Consider the following 21,695-nt stretch of genomic DNA (forward strand, 5'->3'; position numbering starts at 1 on the left):
TTTCATCCTAGCGTGGAGGACTTTTAATGCAAAACTTAACTCAATTAACTCAGCTTGAATTAGTGCTTCTTGAATTAGTGGCTAAAGGTCAAGGAAAGTGGAGTTGGTACGAACTCGCCAATGCACTTTCCCGTCGAGATGTACCGCGAGAACCAGACATGATGGTTGTCTTAAAAAAACTGTCTGCTGATGGCTTGGTTAAACGATATGTAGAAACAGGTTCGCCCCGCGACAGATGGGAATTGACGGCGCAAGGGTCGATTTTGCTGACAGACACAACTGCTTCTGAGCTTACTAATTTATGCAAATATGTTGAAGTTTAACTTAAAAACAACATTTGTAGTTTGCATTAACAATCAAGATTATCAAGCATCCTTAAAAGTGCGAAAAATCTATCGAATCATACCGGATAATCGCGCTGCGGAACATCACTTGATTGGAGTTATTACCGTATTGAATTATACCCTGCTCGCGAGCGTCGCGCTTGCACTGCGCTCGGAAAAATATTATTCCGATGCAAACGGCAACAATATCATACATCTCTAAATTAGAAGCGGTATGTTGTTGGGATGCGAGCCCTGTTTGAGCGCTGAAGTACAACAACTTACCTCTGCCTTCATAGACAAGATTGTAATTCTTGATCTGCTGTTGAAATACATCTGCGTTGGGCTGGGTTTATCTACCTTGAAGGAGCGGTTTTGCGATCGATCAAAGATTTATCCAATAAGTCTCAACCCATAAATCTAATCAAATCACCACTTCCCCAACGCCCCCCAAACAGTACCCGAAATTACGCCCCAAATCGCCCCCAAACCAGCTCCCACGATCGCACCCGCCACAGGCGCCAACTGCACCGACACCCCACTGCTGACAGCCGGAAACATCGCAGAAACCCCCGCCCCCAACACCGCACCCGCAAAAGTCCCCAAAAAACTGCCCCAAATCGAACCCAAAGCCGCACCGCTGACACCCGAAGGCTGAAACGACACCGGCAGCTTCGGCGCAAACCCACAAACACCCAACAAACTCCCAGAAACCACACCCCCGATCGCACCCACACCCGCCGCCACGATCGCCACACCCAGCAATAAACCCCCAAACTCGATCATCGGCCGCATCTGCCCGTTATATTGCTGCCAAACCACCAACCCAGCCCCCAAACAAACACCAGCCCAAGTCCCTAAAAACGCTCCCCAAACCGCCCCCAAAAATGCTCCCCGCCGGCCCCACACTCTGCCCATTGGCAGCGCCAGAGGAGGCGGAAAACCAGCCCAAACACAGCCCCACACAGTACCAATCCCCGCGCCAGATAAAATCGCCTGTCCGATCGCCGAATTATCACTAATCGCCCCAAACACCACACCGCTGATCGCAGCCAAAAAGAAAGCCCCCCAGAGAGTCCCCACCAAAACTCCCCCCCACTTCCGCCAAATCTGGTTCGGCGACAAAGTAAAAATACCCCACATCATCCCAAAAAAACTGCCCCAAATCGAACCGACAAAAATCGCCCCCAAAATCGCGCCGCCACCCTCAGTGATTGCCGAAAAAATCCCCGCCACCGCCGCTAAACACAAAGTGCCCCAAACACCACCCCAAGCAGCATCCTGAACAATGCGCTCAAACTTGCTAGGGGGAATCCGAGGCACCGGAGTCCGACTCCGAGAAGGAATCGGTAGCATCGGCAGTTGATAGTTGCCCATTTGGCGTGGCAGCCCCGTGGACTGGTGTTGGCGGCGCACTGCGGTCTCCCTCACGACGGGCGGTGGCTGGGGCTTTTTACGCTTGGTTTTCGCGGGCTGCAAGTGCAATCCGTTACTGACTGCCTGCCGCGAAGGAAACGGATCGCGACCTTTGAGAAGTTTTGCCCGATCGCACCAAGGGCACCGACTCAAATGATTTCCGTATTTGTGCTGAGTGTTTTTGCTGCAAGTAATTAGGGAATCTTCGGCTTCCCGAATCGCATTCACCCAAGTTTTCGCATCCGGGCGCGCCGCCGGATTGCCGTGCCCTTCCTCAAAACAGCGGAGAAACATCTGCCGCAGTTGGGGATGCAGCATCTCGAAGGCTGGCGCAGCGGGCATCGGGCGGTAGGGTATCCGCTTGGTACCGCTGGGAAAATGGCCCGATCGAATTCTCGCTTCTAAAGACGGCGGTTCGTCGCTACCGAGATAAACTCCCGAAAACGGGTGCGTACCTTCCATCAGCAATTGAAAAATTAATACCGCTAAACCGAACAAATCGTGCTCTGGAGCTCGATCGATATCACGGAAAGTCTGCCCCTGCAATTCCGGCGGCGTAAACTCCGGTTTCCCCACCGGACACCGATAAACGTAACCTGTATAAGGATCGCGCACTTGAAACGAATCGGTGTCTACCAGCGTTACCAAAGCCGTATCCGTGACGAGAATGTTCGACTCGTTGACATCGCCAATGACGTAACCCCTGACGTGGAGGGCGTTTACAGCCGAGGCGAGATTTCTGGCGGTGCGATGGAGGTAAAGATAGTTAAATAGCGGTTTTTGTTCGCGCCTGGTTTTGGGTGTGTAGAAAGTGTGTACCGGCAAGGCTTTCTTGACGCGCGGCATCACAAAACCGACGATTTTTTCGCGCCCGCCGACAGTATGCAGCAAATCTATCGGCCAAGCAATTGATGAGTGTCCCACTTCCGAGATCGGCGCATCCGGCGGCATACTGAACATGACAGTGAGTTTGTCGCCGTCTTCGTCTGTCGGTTTGTGGTAGATTTTTGCTACAAGGGACGAGTCTTTGGCGATCGGGTAGATGCGACCTTCACCGCCACTGGCGATCGCGCTGTTGGTGTCGATCGCAATCAGTTGTCCGCTAAATTGGCGCTGCAACTGCATAGAATTCCGTTAGGGGATAGAGGATTAATCAATTTGAGATTTGAGATTTTGGATTTTAGATTAAAGAAAGCTACCCCACTGATAAACCCGTAATTCTATTTTATTGTGAGATGGGCATCCTGCCCGTCCTGGAAAACTCAGCAAGAGGCTTTCGGGCCTGTTCCACAATAGTTCAATTTTGCAATTGTGCTTACAATCGATCGGGATCGATTCCCATTTCTCGCAGTCTTGATTCTAAAGCTTGCGATCGCGATCGTTCTTGTTCCAGCAGCATTTCTGCCTGTTCGGCCCGCTGTCGTTCTTGTTCAGCCCGCAGCCGTTCTTGTTCGGCCCGCGCCTCGGCTTGCTGTCGCAGTCGATCGATCTGAGCAAAACTCATAAATGGTTCTCCAGAGGGCCCGAACATTTCGAGTCCTGTTTCAGATAATTGAAACCGCACTCCCAGTCTCGGACTTACCCAACCCTCCATTTGTTCAATCTGTTCTAATTTTCCCTCAACCCGCAACCATCCTATCAGTTCCAATTTTTCTGGATCGTACAAATAGTATTCTTCCACACCGTAGCGTTCGTAAAATTGAAATTTTTGCATCATCGGAGTCAGACGATTTCCCGGCGACCAAATTTCAAAGGCGACTTGCGGCGCAATATTATCTTCATTCCACTGTTGGTAAGAACCTCGATATCCTTTGGGGATGCCAAAAATTGCCATCACATCTGGTGCTTGGCGTAGTTTATTATTCCCTTCCACTGGATACCAAAGCAAGTCACCTGCTACCAAAACATTTGGATCGTCTGCAAACAGCAATTCTAAATTTTCTTTAATCCAAACGATTAATCGAAACTGATCCGTATTGTTTGACATCGGTTCGCCGTTATCGTCGGGGTAGATGATCTTTGATTTTTCGGGAGATTGCAGTTGTGTAACCATTGCTGTTTTCCCATTTTTTTTAGGAGTTGATTTTATTTTAGTCGATCGCCTGTTTCGTCTTCCAGTTCGTCAACTGCGGTTTTGATGAAATTATCCACCAGCCAGTCGCGGGTACGCGAGAAATTGCTCTCCAATTCTAGGTAATGACTGCCTAATTTTGTTTTAAAGTCTTTCGGGAAAATCTCTTTAGCCCCTAACAGATTTTTCCAACGAGTTAGCTGGCTGCTGTTGCGATCGGGAAAGCGGTTGTACAGATAGTCGATCGCGATCGCCTCAAGAATGTCCGCCCCCAGGATTTCCCGCCGTTTTAGCTCATTTTCCAGCGTACCTTTCGACTGCTGAGTTAGATCGAGATGTTCTCCCAGAGTTGGTTCAATCAACTTTTGAATCAGCCAGTTACCCGCACGGCAAAAATCGCGATCGAACTCTAAGTAAATCGCGCCAAACAAAGCCTCAAAAGTCTCAGCTAAAAAAATATTGTACTCGCTTTTGTCTGTTTCTTTCCCGCTCCTAACCCGCCAACTAAGTTCCTTCAATTTCCAACTTTGTGTAAATTCCGCCAGTTTTTTATTGTCTGCTAAACGAGATTTTAAAGTTGAGATAGCATCGCAGTTCAGGTAGGGATATTCGCGGTACAGGTAATCGGTAACAACAGCACCGAAAATCGCTTCCCCTAGGAGTGACAGCCGTTGCTGCTTCACCTCTTGCCCAGTGGGAGACTCGTGCGGGCGATCGCACTCGCTGGTATGGCAGTGGCTAGTCAAGGCGATTTCCAGCAGTTTGGTTTGCCCAAAGTCCGAAAGGTCGATCGCTACTTTGACTGCTTCAACATCTACCTGTTTAATTTTGATCAACTCTAATTCTTCTTCACATTTTCCCCACTTTTCCAACCAATCACCGCCAGCATCTTCCACATAGAAATCAACAAAATCTACCCCATGATTCATCCAATCATCCTGCATTTTTCGGGCAGCTTCTAGTTCTTCAAAGACTTTTTGCAAGTTGCTTTCAACGGTGCTTGTGCCTTGTACTGTCATAGTATTGATGTTGATGTAATTTGATTTTATTTCCAACAACTTCACCGCGATTAAATCAAATCTCTATCTTTCGTAGGGTGCGCAATGGGTACCTTACCGCTATTGATTGCTGCGGTAAATCTTCCCGTTGCTTAGCATTTGTATCAAGTACCTGTTGCCGCAGTTTGCCAGACACCTCCCGGAAATAGAAAATGGGAGGAAAAATCTTGGCATAGCCTTCCTTTTTGCGGGAAGCGGGCTGAGGGTTAGGTTTGTGGCCTTGTCTAGAATTCTGCAATATGTGAGTTATTCAAAATTTTTTCTTCACCGAGTTTTTAGCAGTCGAACTATTCTCAGCAGCAGATCGGGTGAATTTATGGGAATTTGAGGTAACGACCTGCGGGCAAATTATCACTATTATATAATGCAATGTTAACTAACTGGTTCAGGAAATTTGCATCTTTTGTATCATAACTTAAAAATAGTCCTCTGTCAATCCCCCAGCCTTGAAGAGTTTGTTGCCATTGTTGATATTTTTGTTCCGAAAACTCATCAGAAAGAGTGGTGACTTGAATGCAGAGGGGCTGCTGTTGGCGGTTGCTAACGATCGAATCGGTTGCCATAGAAAGATCTGCTACATAGCGATACAAAACACTGCCTTGGCGTTCGACTATCCGGGAGGCGATCGCACGAATGACGCCATCGTCAGCCGGATCGAATTGACCGGTCTTGAGTTTTTGTTTCCAGATGTAAAATTTGCGATCGTTTTCACTCAGCCATTTAGGAAATAGATAGCCGTACCAATACCTTTCTCCTGGAGTCATTAACTCAAACGCCGCTTGTTTTTCTATTTCCGAAGGTAGAGATTGAACTGCCAGCCAAACCTGAGAATCTCGGATAAGCTGTAGCAAAAAAGCCACCACAAATTTCTTAGCAGTTAGCGAACCGGGTTTAACATCTTTCACCCAGCGATTGATTTCATCCAATCTTCTCGCCAAACTCGGATCTATGAGAGCTGCTTCGCTAATTAGGGAGTTGAGCTTATCCTTAATATCTTGTGCTTGCAAGTGACGACCTACTGTACAGACTAAACCAGAATTGTGTGACACCTCGATTTTATTATAGAACCGCACCAAATTTTCGCCTCTGATTACACATCTCGCAAAATTGTTGTGGGTAAGTATCCTACCAGCCCTTGACTTTATTTGAGTAGATGCCTATTCAATAGTTGCTGCAGATTCCCGCACGCGCAGGTACAATAAAACAAAATAAATATTGATGAACGGTGTGGCTAAAAATGCGAGTAGATTACTTGCAATCTGAGATGCTAGGGATTGGCCCGTCAGAGCGATGAATAGGGAAATCAATATTATTGGCACAAAAACGACAAAAACTATCAGACAAGTCGCTCGACATACCAACCACCAGCGCCCTTTAGTTAATTCCCAACTGCTGCTAAGACTGTCCAGCGCCGAAGAGTTATCAATGACGGTAGCGTAACATGAAAATATTAAGCGATATGATACATAAAGCCCGGGAATTATTAGTGCAATGAAACCGGCCAACACCAGCAGCGTACACAGAATATTAACCAAAATAATGTGCAGCAATCTTCTGTTTGCTTGATTGAAAGCTTGACCAACAGTTACTTGATTTCTAGTCAAACTTCGGTAAGTGTAGAAAATCAGGGTTCCCGACAATAAAGGAATAGCCACAAACCAGTAGATAATATTGAAAGTAATACCTGCTGAACCTAGATTGCCAAAACTATTGAGCGCGGTAAATATCAAACTGGGAGAGTTGATTATCAACAGGGGAGCGTATAGAGATCCCGTACTAGCAAATGTTTCCCGCAACAAGTCTCTGGCACTAATTTGTTGAGCTGTCATAATTTTTTATCCGGCTTGTGTAAGTGGATTTGAACAGATTAGACATTACTCGCAAAAGTTGCCAACAATAATGTTAAATCATCATCGGTGCGTTCGGAGACTCTGGGCGATCGCAAAAACGACTCTAACTGCTCTTTTGCATCCGAATCTTCCTTCGCTTCGCCCGAAAACCGAAACAACGGCGTAAAAAACGGCTTGTGGGGGGTACCTTCGGGGATTTTGAGAGCTAGCATTTGCAAGCCATCGGAAAACACAGCTAAGTGCCGCAGTTTTTCCCGAAGTACCTGAAATTGCGCTGTTTCGATCGCATTTGGTGAAATCAAAAAGATAGTTTCGTTGATATATTCGCCGCAGGGAGGTATGGTAAGGGCGATCGCATTTCCCGCACTATCACCCGCCACCGCCGCACCATCACCAATTTGAGCAACTGCGATCAATTCCGGTGTAGCAACAACCGCAATTAAAGTGCAAGCCAAATCTCTCGCCGCCACTTCCCGCGTTGCCGCTTCTGCTTCCACAGCCGCCCGTGCGACTTGCAGAGAAGCTGTCAAAAATACCTGCCACTCGTCATCACTTTCAGGCTGCAAATCCTGTTGGCAAATCGTTTCCACAACCGCTTCCACAGCAATTTTCGCTCCAACTTCGGCGAGTGTAGCCGAACCCGCGCCGTCAGCCACTGCTGCCACCAAAACACCGTTAGGCAAGACGCGCCAACAGTGGGCATCTTGACAGGGCTGCGATCGTTTTTCGTGGCTCGTACCAGTCACCGATGCCGCGACAACTTGCCAATTAAAAGATGAATTCTCCATTAATAACTCTTTTATTCAAAACTTCGTAAATTCAAAATGTAGGGTGTACAATGCCCACTTTAACCTGTTCTGTATTTAAATTGAATATTTTGGGTGATGCTCAAAGCTCACCCCACAAGAGTTTGATTATTTCTTGAGATACAATTTAAATGCTGAGCGAGCTTACCGCTTGTCACTGCCAACTGCCAACTGACAACTGCCAACTGCCAACTGTCAACTGCCAACTGACTAAACAGTTCCCCATCCGGGCGGCGGTAATGCGACTTGTTCATCAATTTTTGAGTGAGAAACTCTCTGCATACTAGCCGACAGCCAGATGAACATCTCTCGAAAATCTAATCCTCTCAATTTTACAGGCGTGCGCTCGACAATTTCCGCCAGACGGGCGATATTAGCACCTTCCACTCCGACAGCAAAAAACGCCACGCGCTTATTAGTTTCTTCCTGTTGAATGCGCTGTGCTGCTATTTCCACAACATCATCTGATTCGCCTTGAGGTTCACCATCGGTAATCATAAATACCCACGGGCGATAGTAGGTGATCCCATTGTTGCGGTATTCAGATTTACGGGCGGCAATCAAATCTAGTGCTAGCTGAATGCCGGCGCCCATGTGGGTTTGTCCTTGAGCAGTCAGCAGCGGTGTCTCGAACTGGTCGGCGGTCACGAAGTCTTGCACAACTTTGATATTATTGTCAAAGGAAATAATCGCGACTTCGACTCGCTTTTTAGCTAGTTCGTCTTTAATTAGGTCATTCCTAAAAACTTCCAGCCCCTCATTCAAGGCATCTATGGGTGCGCCTTGCATGGAGCCCGATGTGTCCAGCAGGAGGACGCAGGGACAGCGCGGCTCTGGGTTTTCGGCAAATTCTACGGCTTCGTCTAGTCTCATGGTTCGGGGTTGACCTTGGAGTGGCTCGGTTTTTAGGTTGGTTACTTTATAGCAGAAGGAAGAAGGAAGAAGGAAGAAGGAAGAAGGAAGAAGCGATCGACCGCATGGGTTAGGAGCATTAATCACGTTCTAATCGTCTCGATCGCATTTTACCATTTCCGTGAAATATAGCGTGTTAAATATCTGAAGGGCGATGGCTTACGCCCCGCTACGCTACGATCTTGTGTTCATCCGCGTGCATCCGCGTGCATCTGCGGTCAAAAAAACAAATTCATTCCTGTCTGTGGTAACATAGGTTGATAGTATTCCTGCAAAATAAGGATAAGTCTGATGATTGCAAAAATCAGCTTTGACCAATTTCTTGTAGAATGTCCCGAAGATGGATTATACGAACTGGTGAACGGAGAGATTATCGAAATATTTTCAACCAGAAATCATATTGATGTTGCTAACTGCATCTTAGACTCTTTTCACGCTCAAATAAAAAACCTGAGCTTAAATTATGTAGTGACAAGCAAAACAGCTATCAGAACTGTAACTAAAGCCGGAGTCGAACAAGGACGGAGACCCGATGTCAGCGTAATCGATCGCGATTTGTGGTATTCTGACCGTTCTGCCTATGCTGCTATGCGCGAACCAATTCAGTTAGCGGTGGAGGTAACGTCAATGAATTGGAATGTCGATTATATTCATAAATTGGATGAGTATCAGCGTCTAGGAATTGCCGAATATTGGGTTGTCGATTATTTAGCAATTGCTAGCTCTAAATTCATCGGAAAGCCAAAAGTTGCGACTATATTTGTCCACCTTTTGGATGCAGACGGTAACTATCAAACAACTGCATTTAAGGGTAGCGATCGAATTGTGTCGCAGACTTTTCCAGAATTAACGCTGACAGCCGAACAGGTGATGAATGTTTAAATTGGTTTGCTCTAGAGAGCCAGTCCGTCAATCTATACAAAATTACTGCAAATATGAAAACTGGTTCTGATAAAAAAGCTATTAGTGCTTGGGATTACAAACCTTGGTGGTGTCAGCCTTGGTCGATTCTTTTGACTGGCACGAGTCTGATTTCCGGTAGTTGGTTTTTGCTAAAAACTGTTTGGATAACTGTTTTAGTCGCGATTCCTTTATTAGCTTGGATGGGATTTTTCTTATTAGTTTGGCCGAAGTTGATGGTGTCTAGCGGTGCTTTAGATTCTCATTCAGATTAGGTTTTGGTGGTGCGCTGTTTGAGTAAGGTGCGCCATCAGTGCTCTACGTTTCTAGCAAAGTCTCGATCCCCCTAAATCCCCCTTAAGAAGGGGGACTTTGAAAAGTGGACGGTTTCGCCCTTAACAAAAGGGGCTTTGACGCTCTTGTCCCCCCCTTTTTAAGGGGGGCTAGGGGGGATCGATGGCCTAACGATCAAACAGTGTTTCGCACGCTACAATAACCCTACATTTGCGGGTAATAGTCTTGAATTGCTTTCACTTCCATCGGGTGAGATTTGAGCGATCGAATTCCCGCTGCTGTCGCTTTGGCACCGGCTATTGTCGTAATAATCGGGATTTTGTAAGTCAAAGCTGTGCGGCGGATAAAGATGCCATCGGCGCGGGATTCTTCGCCGGAAGGTGTGGTAATAATTAGTTGGATATTCTCATTCTTGATCGAATCCAACAAATTTGGCCGCCCTTCATGCAGCTTCAATACCAAATCTATATCTAAACCTTGCTCTAGCAAAACTTTCCGTGTGCCGTGGGTTGCTACTATTTTGAAACCCAATTCCAAGAATTCCTTGACAACCGGTACTACTGCTAGTTTATCCCGATCGCGCATCGAAACCAACACAGTTCCCGACAACGGCATCACTTGGCCTGCGCCGAGTTGAGCTTTGGCAAATGCTTTGCCAAAATCTGTGTCAATCCCCATGACTTCGCCAGTCGATCGCATTTCCGGCCCTAACAATGTATCAGTTCCTGGGAACTTAGCAAATGGTAGCACAGCCTCTTTCACAGAAACGTGAATTGGTACAATCTCTTTAGTAAAACCTAAAGCTTCCAGAGTTTGACCTGACATGACTCGCGATGCCATTTTTGCTAGCGGAACCCCGATCGCTTTTGACACAAAAGGTACTGTACGAGAAGCCCGCGGGTTAGCTTCCAAAATGAAAACTTGTTCGCCTTGTACAGCAAATTGAATGTTCATCAACCCGATCACTTTCAGGGCTTTTGCTAGTTCGATTGTCTGGCGGCGGATTGTGACTAAAGCTGCGTCGGGAAGGGTTTGGTAAGGGATAGAACAAGCCGAGTCGCCGGAGTGGATACCCGCTTCCTCGATGTGCTCCATAATACCGCCGATGGTGACATTGCCAGTAATATCGGCGATCGCATCTACATCCACTTCGATCGCATTTTCCAAGAACTTGTCAATTAAAATCGGATGATCCGGTTCTACAAGCACCGCATAAGTCATGTAACGTTCCAATTCTGTATCGGAATAAACAATTTCCATGCCCCGCCCGCCCAACACGTAACTCGGCCGCACCACCACCGGATAACCGATGCGCCCAGCTACTATCAAAGCATCCTCAAAACTCCGCGCCAAACCGTTAGCTGCTTGCTGAATATCCAATTCCCGCAGAATCTTTTCAAATCGCTCCCTGTCTTCAGCAGCATCAATAGAATCCGGCGAAGTTCCCCAGATTTTTGTTTGTACGTCAGGATGATTTTCGAGAGCCTTTTGTAAAGGAATCGCCAATTTCAGCGGCGTTTGTCCGCCAAATTGAATGATTACTCCTTCGGGATTTTCCGCCTCAATGATATTGAGAACATCTTCTTTAGTTAGCGGTTCAAAATACAGGCGATCGCTTGTATCATAATCTGTTGAAACCGTCTCCGGGTTCGAGTTGACCATAATTGTTTCAAACCCATCCTCACCTAGAGAATAGGAGGCGTGACAGCAACAATAATCAAACTCAATCCCCTGTCCGATCCGGTTCGGACCACCACCTAGAATCATCACTTTGCGCTTAGTAGAAGGCAAAACTTCCGACTCCGGCGCGAGACTGTGGCCAACGGGCGAAATCTTCTTTTCTTCATCGCCCAATTCCCAAATTGCCGCTCCCACTTCGTAGGTGGAATAATAATACGGTGTAAACGCTTCAAATTCAGCGGCACAGGTATCAACTGTTTTGTAAATCGGTATTACGCCCAAATCTTTGCGGTAGGCGCGGACTTCATCTTCCGATGTTTTTGTAGCATAAGCAATTTGGCGATCGCTAAATCCCAACTGCTTTACTTCAAACATTGTCTCTTTTGTCAACTGCTTGAGCGTTGTTCGTTTCAAGAACTTCTCTGCTTCCAACAATTCCTGCATTTTATCCAAAAACCAGGGGTCAATTGCTGTGAGCTCGAAGACTTCTTCCACCGACATTCCCATCATCATCGCGTGGCGGACTGTAAAAATGCGATCGGGATTTGGTGTCCGCAATCCGGCGCGAATTTGTTCCAAACTCGGCAATTTTTCCGGTTTGTCGCACCCGAAACCTGCGCGGCCAGTTTCCAATCCCCGCAGCGCTTTTTGGAAAGATTCGTTGAAGCTGCGCCCGATCGCCATTACCTCTCCAACTGACTTCATTTGCGTCGTCAGAGTCGGTTCGGAACCTGGGAACTTTTCAAAAGCAAATCGGGGAATCTTCGTCACCACGTAGTCAATTGTCGGCTCAAAAGACGCGGGAGTTTTCTTGGTGATATCGTTGGAAATTTCGTCTAAGGTGTAGCCTACCGCTAATTTTGCCGCCATTTTGGCAATGGGGAAACCGGTTGCTTTCGAGGCCAAGGCAGAGGAACGAGAAACCCGTGGGTTCATTTCAATTACAATGAAATCTCCGTTAACTGGATTCACCGCAAATTGAATGTTAGAACCGCCAGTTTCCACTCCGATTTCGCGGATAATTTTAATCGAAGCATCCCGCAGGCGCTGATATTCTTTGTCGGTAAGAGTTTGGGCTGGTGCGACGGTAATCGAATCGCCGGTGTGAACGCCCATCGGGTCGAGATTCTCGATCGAACAAATAATCACTACATTATCTGCCAAATCCCGCATCACTTCCAGTTCGTACTCTTTCCAACCAATCAAAGATTGTTCGATCAAGATTTGCGATACGGGACTCGCGTCAACACCACCTTGGGCCATTTCTTCAAACTCTTCTTGATTGTAAGAAATACCGCCTCCCGTACCGCCCATTGTAAAAGCAGGACGAATAATTAACGGATAACTGCCGATTTGGTGACCGATTGTTTTGGCTTCTTCGAGATTGTTAGCAATTCCCGAAGGACAAACGGCGACACCAATTCGCGCCATCGCTTCTTTAAATAACAGTCGGTCTTCTGCCATTTCAATTGCTGGCAATTTAGCACCAATTAACTCGACGTTGTACTTTTCTAAAACGCCATTTTTAGCCAATGCAACTGCTAAATTGAGCGCCGTTTGACCGCCCATTGTCGGCAAAATTGCTTGTGGTCTTTCTTTGGCAATAATTTGTTCGAGGATGCCCGGTGTTAGAGGTTCGATGTAAATGCGATCGGCAGTTTCTGGATCGGTCATAATCGTTGCAGGGTTGGAATTCACCAGAACAACTTCATAACCTTCTTCTCGCAAAGCTTTGCAAGCTTGCGTCCCCGAATAATCAAATTCGCACGCTTGGCCGATAACAATTGGGCCGGAACCAATGAGAAGAATCTTTTTTAAGTCTTGACGACGGGGCATAGGTTCGTAATTGGTAATTGGACAGGATTAACGATAAATTTGATGTTTGGCATCAATCTTAGAAACAGACTTTTTGAGCTGTTCCATCAAAAGCTTACTCAAAATAGTGCAAGTTTTGTTGTTAAGTTGAAATTGTGCACCATTATCAGCATTTTGGAAGCAGAACCTCGCGACTCCGGCTGGCCGACACCGCCAGCTAGGGAGAAATATTGAGGGAAAAGGGTTTAGTCGATCGCTAAATCCAGACTATTTTAAGTGTTGCGCTCAAATCGTGTTGTAAAATACAGAATCCTGGTATTCCGCCCGATCGATCGTTTATTCCTGGGCGCAAGGATAGTCAGAAACCGGGTTTTTTTACGAAAATCCTTGGTTGGAGTCATCAGATTAAGTAAAAAACCCGGTTTCTTTGGTCTTAATGCGTAAGTCCTTGTGCCGTTTCCCTACCGTATGTCATCCAATTTTTAGGGTTTGCGGGACGATCGCTTGATGAGTACACTGATAACTTGTCCCGGCTTTGGGCCTCGCTGCGGCGGACTCCAATCCCCAACGGCTGCAAATCCCAGTCGATACAACGTGTGGATGGTTTCTGACACGGCTGCGGGGGAACCGACAACCGTTATCTGCACGACTTCTTGTTCGGGTACTGTTGAGCCGTCATTTGGACGATCAGAAAAGTTGTCGTCAGGTACGAATTCCTGTGACATAATATGTTCTCCTAGTTTTGGGTTTTTCTGGCGAGGAAAACCCAAAAACCCAGCCGCCCCGCACGATAACACAGAGCAGGGCGGCTACAGAGAGTGATAAAATTCTCCGTTAGCCTCCAGACTGCTTGTCCCAGTTTGGCGGTTAGCTGTCCATTGCTGCTCGTAACAGCTTTGGACAGTGCAACTAGATTTTTGAGCGACGCCGGCTACTTCCTTTCTAAGCAAAGCAGCCTTAATTCCATAGCGTAGCCATAATGGGGGCCGCAGTCAATCGATTTAAGATTTTGGATTTTGGATTTTAGATTCTCCTGAAAGTTTAGTCGGCGTAGCCTACAAGTTTCTGCGATTGCTTTCCCGAAGCGCAATGACAGACAAATCTCCCACTCTCCCACTCTCCCACTCTCCCACTCTTCCCCTCCCCATCTCCTCTCCCTGAATCCAACCTACTAGATGAGGGAATGCGCCGAGGATCGGGTAAAATATGAAATCGTTCCAAAACCTTAAAATCTAAAATCTAAAATACACCTATGGCTAGAACTCCCAGCGAATATTCCGTGCACCTACTGATTGATGGCGGCCACCGCGAAGAAATCCGTTTTGCAACCCTGCAAGATTTTCAACAGTGGTATAAAACCCTGGTTCCCAAACAAGATTCGTCAGAATTTGTTAATGTCCCGATCAAAAATATTCAAGGCGAATACATGGTAATTCGGCCTACCGCTATTCTCGGAATTCGCGTTGAACCGATATTTAGTTCTAGCATCGAACGATACGATGAATGATCGATCGGGAAAGTTATCAATTGAGTAGGAAAGATTGGAAATTGAGTAAGATTTTTCGTTATCAGCTATTGGCGATCGCCTGTTGCGTTTTGGCGATCGCATTTTCGGTGCCCGCGATCGCAATTCCGGCGCTGCAACCCATTAGTGTAAGTCAATTACAACCGAGTGAGTTGGAGTCGATCGCCTTTGACGCTCAAATCTGGGGCGAAAATGGCAAACCGGGGGATAAGCAATTGCTGTTAAAGTCGATCGACAACAGCCTCGGTTATCTCAACTCCCAAGCCGCCGCCAGTGCTTACAGCCGCTATCCTGTAGCAGGTATTACGCGCGATCGAGTTAGGCGATCGCTCGATCGATTCCGGCAATTAGTTGTCAGTTCTACAACTCCAGCAGAACTCCAGGAATCTGTCAAGCGGGAATTTGTGTTTTATAAGTCGATCGGCAAAGACAACAAAGGTACAGTTGCATTTACCGGTTATTTCGAGCCGACTTACCCAGCTTCTCGCACGCCTAATTCCGAATACCGTTACCCCCTGTACAGAGTGCCGCCAAACTTGGGTTCTTGGTCGAAACCTCACCCAACCAGATTGGAATTGGAAGGTGCGGATGCTTTGCAGGGAAGTAAAGGATTGTTGCGGGGGTTGGAATTGGTCTGGTTGCGCGATCGCTTCCAAGCATTTCTCGTCCACGTCCAAGGTTCGGCGAAGTTGCAGTTAGCAGACGGCGGCGTAATGACAGTCGGTTTTGCGGGCAAAACCAGTCAGAGTTATACAGGTGTCGGGCGAGAATTAGTTAAGGACGGCAAGTTTACTTTAGAACAGCTAACATTGCCGAAACTAAACGAATATTTTACCAATTTTCCGGCAGAAATGGACAAGTATTTGCCGAAGAATCAAAGTTTTGTGTTCTTCCGAGATACTAACGGCGCACCTGCTACTGGCAGCATTGGAGTGCCCGTAACTGCCGAAAGGTCGATCGCAACGGATAAAGTGTTAATGCCCCCCGGCGCGCTAGCATTAATTAGCACGAAACTGCCCTATCCCAATGCAGCGGGGAAACTCGAACAAAGTGCCGTAAATCGGTATGTTTTGGATCAGGATACGGGTGGTGCAATTAAAGGCGCGGGCAGAGTTGATGTATTTATGGGGACGGGAAACTCGGCGGGCGATCGGGCGGGTTATATCAACTCTACTGGAGAACTGTATTATCCGCTATTAAAGTAGGAACAAAGCGAGTGGCCATAAACCGGGTTTTTACCAAAATTATTCGCAATCATCGATAGATTAGGAAAAAACCCGGTTTATTCGATATTCACGAGTGGCTAGCAAAACAGAACAAAATAGAAACAACCCCACCCATCACAACCCCACAAATGCTCAACAAAATTTGGCAATTCCTCAAAGGACTAATCCAGCGCCTATTGGGAACTACACCCCCACCTGCGCCACCACCTGCGCCCCGCCCCACCCTAACAGACGCGGAATACGAGTCGAAATTCATGGAAATCCTGGAAGGGGTGAATGCCGGCTGGAGTCGAGGGGATGTCGCGGGATTCTTAATCGCAAAACGCCTGAGAGATGGTGAATTGGCCGCTTGGTTGCGACGGTTTGGGAGTGGATTGTTTGAGGGCGAACATGATGACACCGCTGCTACGGATGCGGTGGTTTCGCTTCAGGAATTGGCGCAGCGGCTGGGTTTGTTGGGGAGATTTGGTAGCGGGGAATTGTCGCAGGTAGCGGGGGATCTTGGGCGGGAGATTTTGACGCGATTTCCGCTGCCGGTGGTTGAGGATGATGGTGGGTATGGGAATGTGATTGAGGCGGTGTTTGTTGGGGATGGTTTGGGTTTTTCTGGGGATGGGAATCGCAGGGATGCGGAGGATGAATCGGAAGTTAATTTAGATGCTGATGCGTGGTGCTATCGAGGGAATGAGCAGTTTGAAGAAGGAGATTTTTTAGCTGCGATCGCATCTTACGACAAAGCCTTAGAATTCAAACCAGATTTACACGACGCCTGGAACAATCGGGGCGGTGCACTGGATAATTTAGGCAGGTTGGAAGATGCGATCGCATCTTACGACAAAGCCTTAGAAATTCAACCTGATTTTGACGAGGCTTGGAACAATCGGGGTCGTGCATTGTTTAATTTAGGCAGGTTTGAAGAGGCGATCACATCTTTCAACCAGGCAATTGCTCTCAAACCAGACTACCACGAATTTTTGCACAACCGAGACGTAGCGCAACGTCAGTTAGAACGTTAGAACAAACTGAATAGCCGAACTCGCCTCGCTCCAGCATTTTGGCGGAGTTGGGCGATCGCCATGATATTCTGATCAATTAAGCTAAGCACCGCATCCGTCGGTAATTTTCACACACTCAAATAAGATGAAAGAGGACTGAAGTCCTCACTACAATCTCAAATCGTAATGACACAAGTAATCGGCATCGACTTAGGCGGCACCGCAATCAAACTCGGCAGATTTAGCGCTGACGGCGTTTGTCACCAATCCTTAACTGTCCCAACGCCTCAACCCGCTACGCCGGAAGCCGTCTTAGCCGCCATCACCGATGCTATTTTACAACTTAATTCACAAGAAAATGCTGTAGGGGCGATCGGCATTGGCACACCAGGCCCCGCAGACGCAGCCGGCAGAATAGCCAGAGTAGCAATTAACCTCAAAAACTGGCATAACGTCCCCCTCGCTGACTGGTTAGAAGCAAAAACCGGACTGCCAACAATATTAGCAAATGATGCCAACTGTGCCGGATTAGGAGAAGCTTGGTTAGGTGCAGGAAAAAACTTTAAAAATCTAATTTTATTAACATTAGGAACAGGAGTCGGCGGTGCAATTATCTTAGATGGTAAACTATTTTCAGGTCATCAAGGCGCCGCCGGAGAACTCGGATTAATTGCCATAAATCCCGATGGCCCAGAGTGCAACAGTGGCAATCGCGGTTCCTTGGAACAGTACGTTTCCGTGCAAGCAATTCGCCGCGAAACTGGTTTAGAACCCCTAGAACTAGCAGATTTAGCAAAGTCTGGAGATGCCAAAGCTTTAGAATATTGGCACAATTACGGACGATATCTCGGTATCGGTTTAGCAAGTCTCATTTATATTTTAACGCCGGAAGCTATTATTATCGGTGGCGGAATTAGTGCCGGTGCAGAGTTTTTCTTGCCAGCAGTTCGATCCGAAATTGAGCGGCGGGTACTCCCCAGTTCTCGCGAATATTTGCAGTTATTGGTGGCCAAATTGGGCAATCAAGCAGGCATCGTAGGCGCAGCAAAACTCGCTTGGCAAGTCGCTCAATAGTGATGAAAAATTAACAATGCAGCGCCTTTGACTGCGCTCTTTTCATCTCTAAACTTACGGTTCGCATCGCGCACATACCACAAAAACAATTAAAATGAATGTTGGGAGTTACTAATAATAATCTCCCTTCATCCTTCATCCTTCTTCCTTCTTCCTTCTTCCTTCTTCCTTCTTCCTTCCTCCTTCTTCATGGCAGAGAGTGCCCAGTCATATTTTTAATGTATTCCTGAATTTTTAGATAATCGTCTGAGTTGCCTTCGCGCATGAGAATAATATTAGTAGCACTGTCTGGCAGGAAAAAGCTGATTAGCCTACCGTTCTGTTCGCAAGCAAAAGAGCTAATTCTACTCAGATCGATCGCAAATTCCTTGCGATCGTAATTAATCTTAATCCACGAACCTTTAGAATTGCGATCGATCGTTTTTTTGATGTATTCGAGAACTTGCTTGTAAGCCTCATGATTGCCTTGGGGATTAAGAATAATCGGCTGACTGCTATTAGGCAGCCAAAATGTGATACGCTTGTTATCCAGTTCGCTAGAAAAAGCACTAATAGTGTCAAGGTCAATTATGTATGTACTTTTCTCATAAGTAAATTTGCTCCAATACGCCACAAAAACCTCCTCAAACCTGCGCTTCCTGGTATTTTAGGATAGTTTGACAACTCATACCATTTTAGATTTTAAATTTTAGATTGGGAATGACAGATTCTGTATGAGTTTGGATCTTGCCTACAGTTGCATTCTTTTTTGAAACTGGTATCACGATTGAAATCTCAGCTAAAAAGTTAAGTAAAAATACTAAGAATTTTTACCTTCTGTCTTCTCCCTTCGGGTACTAGCCCCCCAACCCCTATGCTAGGGCAGGGGTAAGGTTTTTCACTCGTTGAGAATGCTGCCCGATATCATGTCCGGTAAGTGCCACCCTAATCAAATCCTATTCTTGGGTTGGGCGGGTGAGAGTACGATCGACTATCCATCCTATTTGAATATTGTCTACTCTCACCCGCCCCCACAGACTTCTAATATATCAGAACTAATCGATCGCAGATGGTATGAGATCAGGCTCCTGCAAGTTTCCCTGCTACTAAGTCGCGAGCCTCAGTTTCTACAAAATCCTGCTTTCCCTGGGTGCTCGCCGCCTGGATAAACCCCTGAAACAAGGGGTGGGGGGCGCTAGGCCTAGATTGGAATTCGGGGTGAAATTGACTGGCTATGAAAAAGGGATGGTTGGGCAATTCAATCATTTCTACGAGTCGGCCGTCGGGAGATGTGCCGGATATTACATAACCTGATTCTAAGAAAAGATTGCGGTAGGCGTTGTTGAATTCGTACCGATGGCGGTGACGCTCGTAAATCACTTCTTTTTGATAAAGTTGGAAAGCTAGCGTATCTGGGTTGACGCGGCACGGATACAAACCCAGTCGCATTGTACCGCCCAAATCGACTACATCTTGCTGTTCCGGCAATAAATTAATTACCGGATTGGTCGTATCTGGGTCAAATTCAGCGCTGTTGGCATTCTCTAGTTGGGCGGTGTTGCGAGCCCATTCAATCACAGCACACTGCATCCCCAAACACAATCCCAAAAATGGTATTTTATGCTGTTTGGCATATTCGATCGCCGCTATTTTGCCGTCAACTCCCCGAATTCCAAAACCTCCGGGCACAACAATGCCGTTCATATCTTTGAGATAGTTATCGAGGTTTCCCGATTCTAAATCTTCTGAGTTAATCCAGTGCAAATTTAGGTCGCAGCCGATCGAGATTGCGCCGTGTCGCAAAGCTTCCACCACGGAAAGATAAGCATCGTTCAACCGCACGTATTTGCCAACCAAAGCAATATCAATCTTGTGGCTGGGGCTATACAGCCGTTTGACTAAGGTTTGCCACTGAGTCAAATCGGGTGGCCGCTGTTCGAGTTGCAGCAAATTGATGGTTTGTTCCGCTAAACCTTCCTGTTCCATCATCAGCGGCACTTCGTAGATACTTTTGGCATCTTGGGCGGTGATGACGCATTCTTCGGGTACGTTGCAGAATTCCGACAATTTTTGTTTCAGGCCCAAAGGTAAAGGCCGATCGCACCTACAGACTAAAATATCTGGTTGAATGCCGATCGACCGCAACTCCTTAACCGAGTGCTGAGTCGGTTTAGTTTTCATCTCCCCAGCCGAAGGAATCCAAGGTATCAGCGTGACGTGCATATACACAACATTTTGCCGCCCAACTGCCTTGCGAAACTGGCGAATTGCTTCCAAAAACGGCAAAGATTCAATATCTCCCACGGTTCCGCCGATTTCCGTAATTACCACATCGGGATTAGTATTTTTTGCTACACGAAAAATACGCTCTTTAATCTCGTTAGTGATGTGGGGAATCACCTGCACCGTACTCCCCTGATATTCGCCCCGGCGTTCCTTATTAATCACGGCTTGATAAATGGAACCCGTGGTGACGCTATTGAGGCGAGACATCGAAGTATCGGTAAAACGCTCGTAGTGCCCCAAATCCAGGTCAGTTTCCGCACCATCTTCCGTGACGAAGACTTCTCCGTGCTGAAACGGGCTGAGAGTGCCGGGGTCAACGTTAATATAGGGGTCTAGCTTCAAAATCGAGACAGAGTAGTCCCGCGACTTCAATAGACGGCCCAGGGAAGCACCGACAATTCCCTTGCCGATACTGGAAACCACGCCGCCGGTCACAAACACAAATTTGGTCATAGATTTTCAACTTTAGATGTTTCTATAGTTAAGAGGGTAACACTCAACTCTAAGAGCTAAAATCGAAAATTGTCCAGCAGGGTTTCAGCATTTCTCAAATACGGGTGGGGACATGACGAGTGGGCCATTAGCTCGATCGGGCGGTTGGCATGGGTTTGGAGTGCGATCGCCCATTTCACAACTCTTGCTTGTTCAATACTTCGCTTTTGGAGGAGACGAAGGGCCCGCCAGAGACCAACCCTTTTTACTTTCGTCAAGAATATGTCTGCAAGCGATCGGTCAAATCTGACACACTGGCCAAGTCTAAAACTGCCTCTCCTAAATTCTCTAATTGCTCAGCGGATAACCGAGTGATGCGAGCTTGAATCTCCGACGACAGCGGCCCGACACGGCGCTCCAACAGCGACACAACTAATTGCTGTAACTGCTGCTTTCCTTGTTCGATGCCTTGTTCGATGCCTTGTTCGATACCTTGTTCGATACCTTCTGCCAGGGCTATTTTGGTAGCTAGACTAATGGAGCCACGCTGGTCTTGAATCCAGATTTCTCGCTTATCTAACTCATCTAGTTCCTGAGCATTTAGATTTGCTGTACTGGCAATTTTAAAAGCCTGTTTCAGTTCCTCTACATTTCCCAATTCTTCTGGAACAGCCTGTAAAGCTTGAGCTGTTTTCATGAAGTATATCCACTTATCTGTCAAGGTTTCTAATTCATCTAGTTCCTTGTTGAATTTTGGTAACTCCACAAACACCATCTCAAATTGATCTGCTAGATAATCTACTAAAAATGTCTTTTCTTTGAAGATAAAATGCGAAATCACTGTGTCTATGTTCTCAAACATTTTAAAATCTGTAATCGTCAGAGCAATCACAGGGTTTAACTTGCTGTAGCCACTTCCTGTGCTTAGGAATGAAAATTTAATAACCTCAGCGATGTATAATAAATAAATGAGTGAATATGAATAGGTTCATGTTTCGGTATGGATGTCAAATATTATACCTACTTGGTTCTTCTTATGTCGCCCATGATTTG

General features: G+C 46.7%; 20 protein-coding genes. 7 read left to right on the forward strand and 13 right to left on the reverse strand.

Going from position 1 to position 21,695, the window contains the following annotated elements; genetic code table 11:
- Positions 1-26: 26 nt before the first annotated feature.
- Positions 27-323, forward strand: a complete 297-nt coding sequence (locus K4039_RS03435; protein WP_265233726.1) for a hypothetical protein — start codon at positions 27-29, stop codon at positions 321-323.
- A 429-nt stretch (positions 324-752) separates the two neighbouring features.
- Here K4039_RS03435 and K4039_RS03440 read toward each other — a convergent pair whose 3' ends face one another.
- From K4039_RS03440 to K4039_RS03470, 7 genes are all read right to left on the reverse strand, one after another.
- The gene (locus K4039_RS03440) at positions 753-2,864 is read right to left on the reverse strand and encodes a DNA-binding protein (protein WP_265233727.1); all 2,112 of its coding nucleotides are present in this window, start codon (positions 2,862-2,864) and stop codon (positions 753-755) included.
- 190 nt (positions 2,865-3,054) lie between these two features.
- On the reverse strand, positions 3,055-3,792 hold the full coding sequence (locus tag K4039_RS03445) for a Uma2 family endonuclease (protein WP_265233728.1): 738 nt from the start codon (positions 3,790-3,792) through the stop codon (positions 3,055-3,057).
- Positions 3,793-3,824: 32 nt separating this feature from the next.
- The gene (locus K4039_RS03450) at positions 3,825-4,829 is read right to left on the reverse strand and encodes a ribonuclease III domain-containing protein (RefSeq protein ID WP_265233729.1); all 1,005 of its coding nucleotides are present in this window, start codon (positions 4,827-4,829) and stop codon (positions 3,825-3,827) included.
- A 353-nt stretch (positions 4,830-5,182) separates the two neighbouring features.
- On the reverse strand, positions 5,183-5,917 hold the full coding sequence (locus K4039_RS03455) for a hypothetical protein (protein WP_265233730.1): 735 nt from the start codon (positions 5,915-5,917) through the stop codon (positions 5,183-5,185).
- Between the two features lie 108 nt (positions 5,918-6,025).
- On the reverse strand, positions 6,026-6,697 hold the full coding sequence (locus K4039_RS03460; protein ID WP_265233731.1) for a hypothetical protein: 672 nt from the start codon (positions 6,695-6,697) through the stop codon (positions 6,026-6,028).
- Positions 6,698-6,735: 38 nt separating this feature from the next.
- On the reverse strand, positions 6,736-7,506 hold the full coding sequence (locus K4039_RS03465; protein ID WP_265233732.1) for a PP2C family serine/threonine-protein phosphatase: 771 nt from the start codon (positions 7,504-7,506) through the stop codon (positions 6,736-6,738).
- A 228-nt stretch (positions 7,507-7,734) separates the two neighbouring features.
- Positions 7,735-8,397 (reverse strand): VWA domain-containing protein, encoded by a 663-nt coding sequence (locus K4039_RS03470; protein WP_265233733.1) that lies wholly within the window; start codon positions 8,395-8,397, stop codon positions 7,735-7,737.
- A gap of 330 nt (positions 8,398-8,727) precedes the next feature.
- Between K4039_RS03470 and K4039_RS03475 the strand changes: the two genes are divergently transcribed.
- Positions 8,728-9,318 carry a Uma2 family endonuclease gene (locus tag K4039_RS03475; protein WP_265233734.1) on the forward strand — a complete coding sequence of 197 codons (591 nt, stop codon included), beginning with the start codon at positions 8,728-8,730 and terminating at the stop codon, positions 9,316-9,318.
- A gap of 53 nt (positions 9,319-9,371) precedes the next feature.
- A complete protein-coding gene (locus K4039_RS03480) occupies positions 9,372-9,611 on the forward strand; it encodes a DUF6737 family protein (RefSeq protein WP_265233735.1) in 240 nt (79 codons plus the stop codon).
- Between the two features lie 223 nt (positions 9,612-9,834).
- Here the strand turns inward: K4039_RS03480 and carB are convergent, their stop codons facing one another.
- Together carB and K4039_RS03490 are read right to left on the reverse strand one after the other, a co-directional pair.
- Positions 9,835-13,146, reverse strand: coding sequence for a carbamoyl-phosphate synthase large subunit (carB, locus tag K4039_RS03485; RefSeq protein WP_265233736.1), 3,312 nt, complete (start codon positions 13,144-13,146; stop codon positions 9,835-9,837).
- Positions 13,147-13,607: 461 nt separating this feature from the next.
- Positions 13,608-13,850: a hypothetical protein gene (locus K4039_RS03490; protein ID WP_265233737.1), complete on the reverse strand. Its 243-nt coding sequence runs from the start codon at positions 13,848-13,850 to the stop codon at positions 13,608-13,610.
- Between the two features lie 527 nt (positions 13,851-14,377).
- On the opposite strand from K4039_RS03490, the gene K4039_RS03495 reads away from it, so the two are divergent.
- The 4 genes from K4039_RS03495 to K4039_RS03510 all read left to right on the forward strand — a co-directional run bounded on the left by K4039_RS03495 (position 14,378) and on the right by K4039_RS03510 (position 17,945).
- On the forward strand, positions 14,378-14,632 hold the full coding sequence (locus tag K4039_RS03495; RefSeq protein ID WP_265233738.1) for a hypothetical protein: 255 nt from the start codon (positions 14,378-14,380) through the stop codon (positions 14,630-14,632).
- Positions 14,629-15,855, forward strand: a complete 1,227-nt coding sequence (locus tag K4039_RS03500; protein ID WP_375339779.1) for a murein transglycosylase A — start codon at positions 14,629-14,631, stop codon at positions 15,853-15,855. The genes K4039_RS03495 and K4039_RS03500 overlap by 4 nt, the downstream gene beginning before the upstream one ends.
- A gap of 149 nt (positions 15,856-16,004) precedes the next feature.
- On the forward strand, positions 16,005-16,892 hold the full coding sequence (locus K4039_RS03505; RefSeq protein WP_265233739.1) for a tetratricopeptide repeat protein: 888 nt from the start codon (positions 16,005-16,007) through the stop codon (positions 16,890-16,892).
- 165 nt (positions 16,893-17,057) lie between these two features.
- Positions 17,058-17,945 (forward strand): ROK family protein, encoded by an 888-nt coding sequence (locus tag K4039_RS03510; protein WP_265233740.1) that lies wholly within the window; start codon positions 17,058-17,060, stop codon positions 17,943-17,945.
- A 187-nt stretch (positions 17,946-18,132) separates the two neighbouring features.
- Here the strand turns inward: K4039_RS03510 and K4039_RS03515 are convergent, their stop codons facing one another.
- From K4039_RS03515 to K4039_RS03530, 4 genes are all read right to left on the reverse strand, one after another.
- Positions 18,133-18,558: a hypothetical protein gene (locus tag K4039_RS03515; protein WP_265233741.1), complete on the reverse strand. Its 426-nt coding sequence runs from the start codon at positions 18,556-18,558 to the stop codon at positions 18,133-18,135.
- Between the two features lie 446 nt (positions 18,559-19,004).
- On the reverse strand, positions 19,005-20,663 hold the full coding sequence (locus K4039_RS03520; RefSeq protein WP_265233742.1) for a CTP synthase: 1,659 nt from the start codon (positions 20,661-20,663) through the stop codon (positions 19,005-19,007).
- A 56-nt stretch (positions 20,664-20,719) separates the two neighbouring features.
- Positions 20,720-20,920 carry a hypothetical protein gene (locus tag K4039_RS03525; protein WP_265233743.1) on the reverse strand — a complete coding sequence of 67 codons (201 nt, stop codon included), beginning with the start codon at positions 20,918-20,920 and terminating at the stop codon, positions 20,720-20,722.
- A complete protein-coding gene (locus K4039_RS03530) occupies positions 20,917-21,612 on the reverse strand; it encodes an Rpn family recombination-promoting nuclease/putative transposase (RefSeq protein ID WP_321161514.1) in 696 nt (231 codons plus the stop codon). The genes K4039_RS03525 and K4039_RS03530 overlap by 4 nt, the downstream gene beginning before the upstream one ends.
- Positions 21,613-21,695 lie beyond the last annotated feature (83 nt).

Origin of the sequence: Lyngbya sp. CCAP 1446/10 (assembly GCF_026130175.1) — a bacterium.
Taxonomy (GTDB): Bacteria; Cyanobacteriota; Cyanobacteriia; order Cyanobacteriales; family Microcoleaceae; genus Microcoleus.

Coding starts and splice junctions, on each gene's coding strand:
- K4039_RS03440 (WP_265233727.1), bottom strand. CDS start 2,864: ATGCAGTTGCAGCGCCAATTTAGCGGACAACTGATTGCGATCGACACC.
- K4039_RS03480 (WP_265233735.1), top strand. CDS start 9,372: ATGAAAACTGGTTCTGATAAAAAAGCTATTAGTGCTTGGGATTACAAA.
- K4039_RS03475 (WP_265233734.1), top strand. CDS start 8,728: ATGATTGCAAAAATCAGCTTTGACCAATTTCTTGTAGAATGTCCCGAA.
- K4039_RS03505 (WP_265233739.1), top strand. CDS start 16,005: ATGCTCAACAAAATTTGGCAATTCCTCAAAGGACTAATCCAGCGCCTA.
- K4039_RS03470 (WP_265233733.1), bottom strand. CDS start 8,397: ATGAGACTAGACGAAGCCGTAGAATTTGCCGAAAACCCAGAGCCGCGC.
- K4039_RS03460 (WP_265233731.1), bottom strand. CDS start 6,697: ATGACAGCTCAACAAATTAGTGCCAGAGACTTGTTGCGGGAAACATTT.
- K4039_RS03495 (WP_265233738.1), top strand. CDS start 14,378: ATGGCTAGAACTCCCAGCGAATATTCCGTGCACCTACTGATTGATGGC.
- K4039_RS03490 (WP_265233737.1), bottom strand. CDS start 13,850: ATGTCACAGGAATTCGTACCTGACGACAACTTTTCTGATCGTCCAAAT.
- K4039_RS03520 (WP_265233742.1), bottom strand. CDS start 20,663: ATGACCAAATTTGTGTTTGTGACCGGCGGCGTGGTTTCCAGTATCGGC.
- K4039_RS03500 (WP_375339779.1), top strand. CDS start 14,629: ATGATCGATCGGGAAAGTTATCAATTGAGTAGGAAAGATTGGAAATTG.
- K4039_RS03445 (WP_265233728.1), bottom strand. CDS start 3,792: ATGGTTACACAACTGCAATCTCCCGAAAAATCAAAGATCATCTACCCC.
- K4039_RS03465 (WP_265233732.1), bottom strand. CDS start 7,506: ATGGAGAATTCATCTTTTAATTGGCAAGTTGTCGCGGCATCGGTGACT.
- K4039_RS03435 (WP_265233726.1), top strand. CDS start 27: ATGCAAAACTTAACTCAATTAACTCAGCTTGAATTAGTGCTTCTTGAA.
- K4039_RS03450 (WP_265233729.1), bottom strand. CDS start 4,829: ATGACAGTACAAGGCACAAGCACCGTTGAAAGCAACTTGCAAAAAGTC.
- carB (WP_265233736.1), bottom strand. CDS start 13,146: ATGCCCCGTCGTCAAGACTTAAAAAAGATTCTTCTCATTGGTTCCGGC.
- K4039_RS03510 (WP_265233740.1), top strand. CDS start 17,058: ATGACACAAGTAATCGGCATCGACTTAGGCGGCACCGCAATCAAACTC.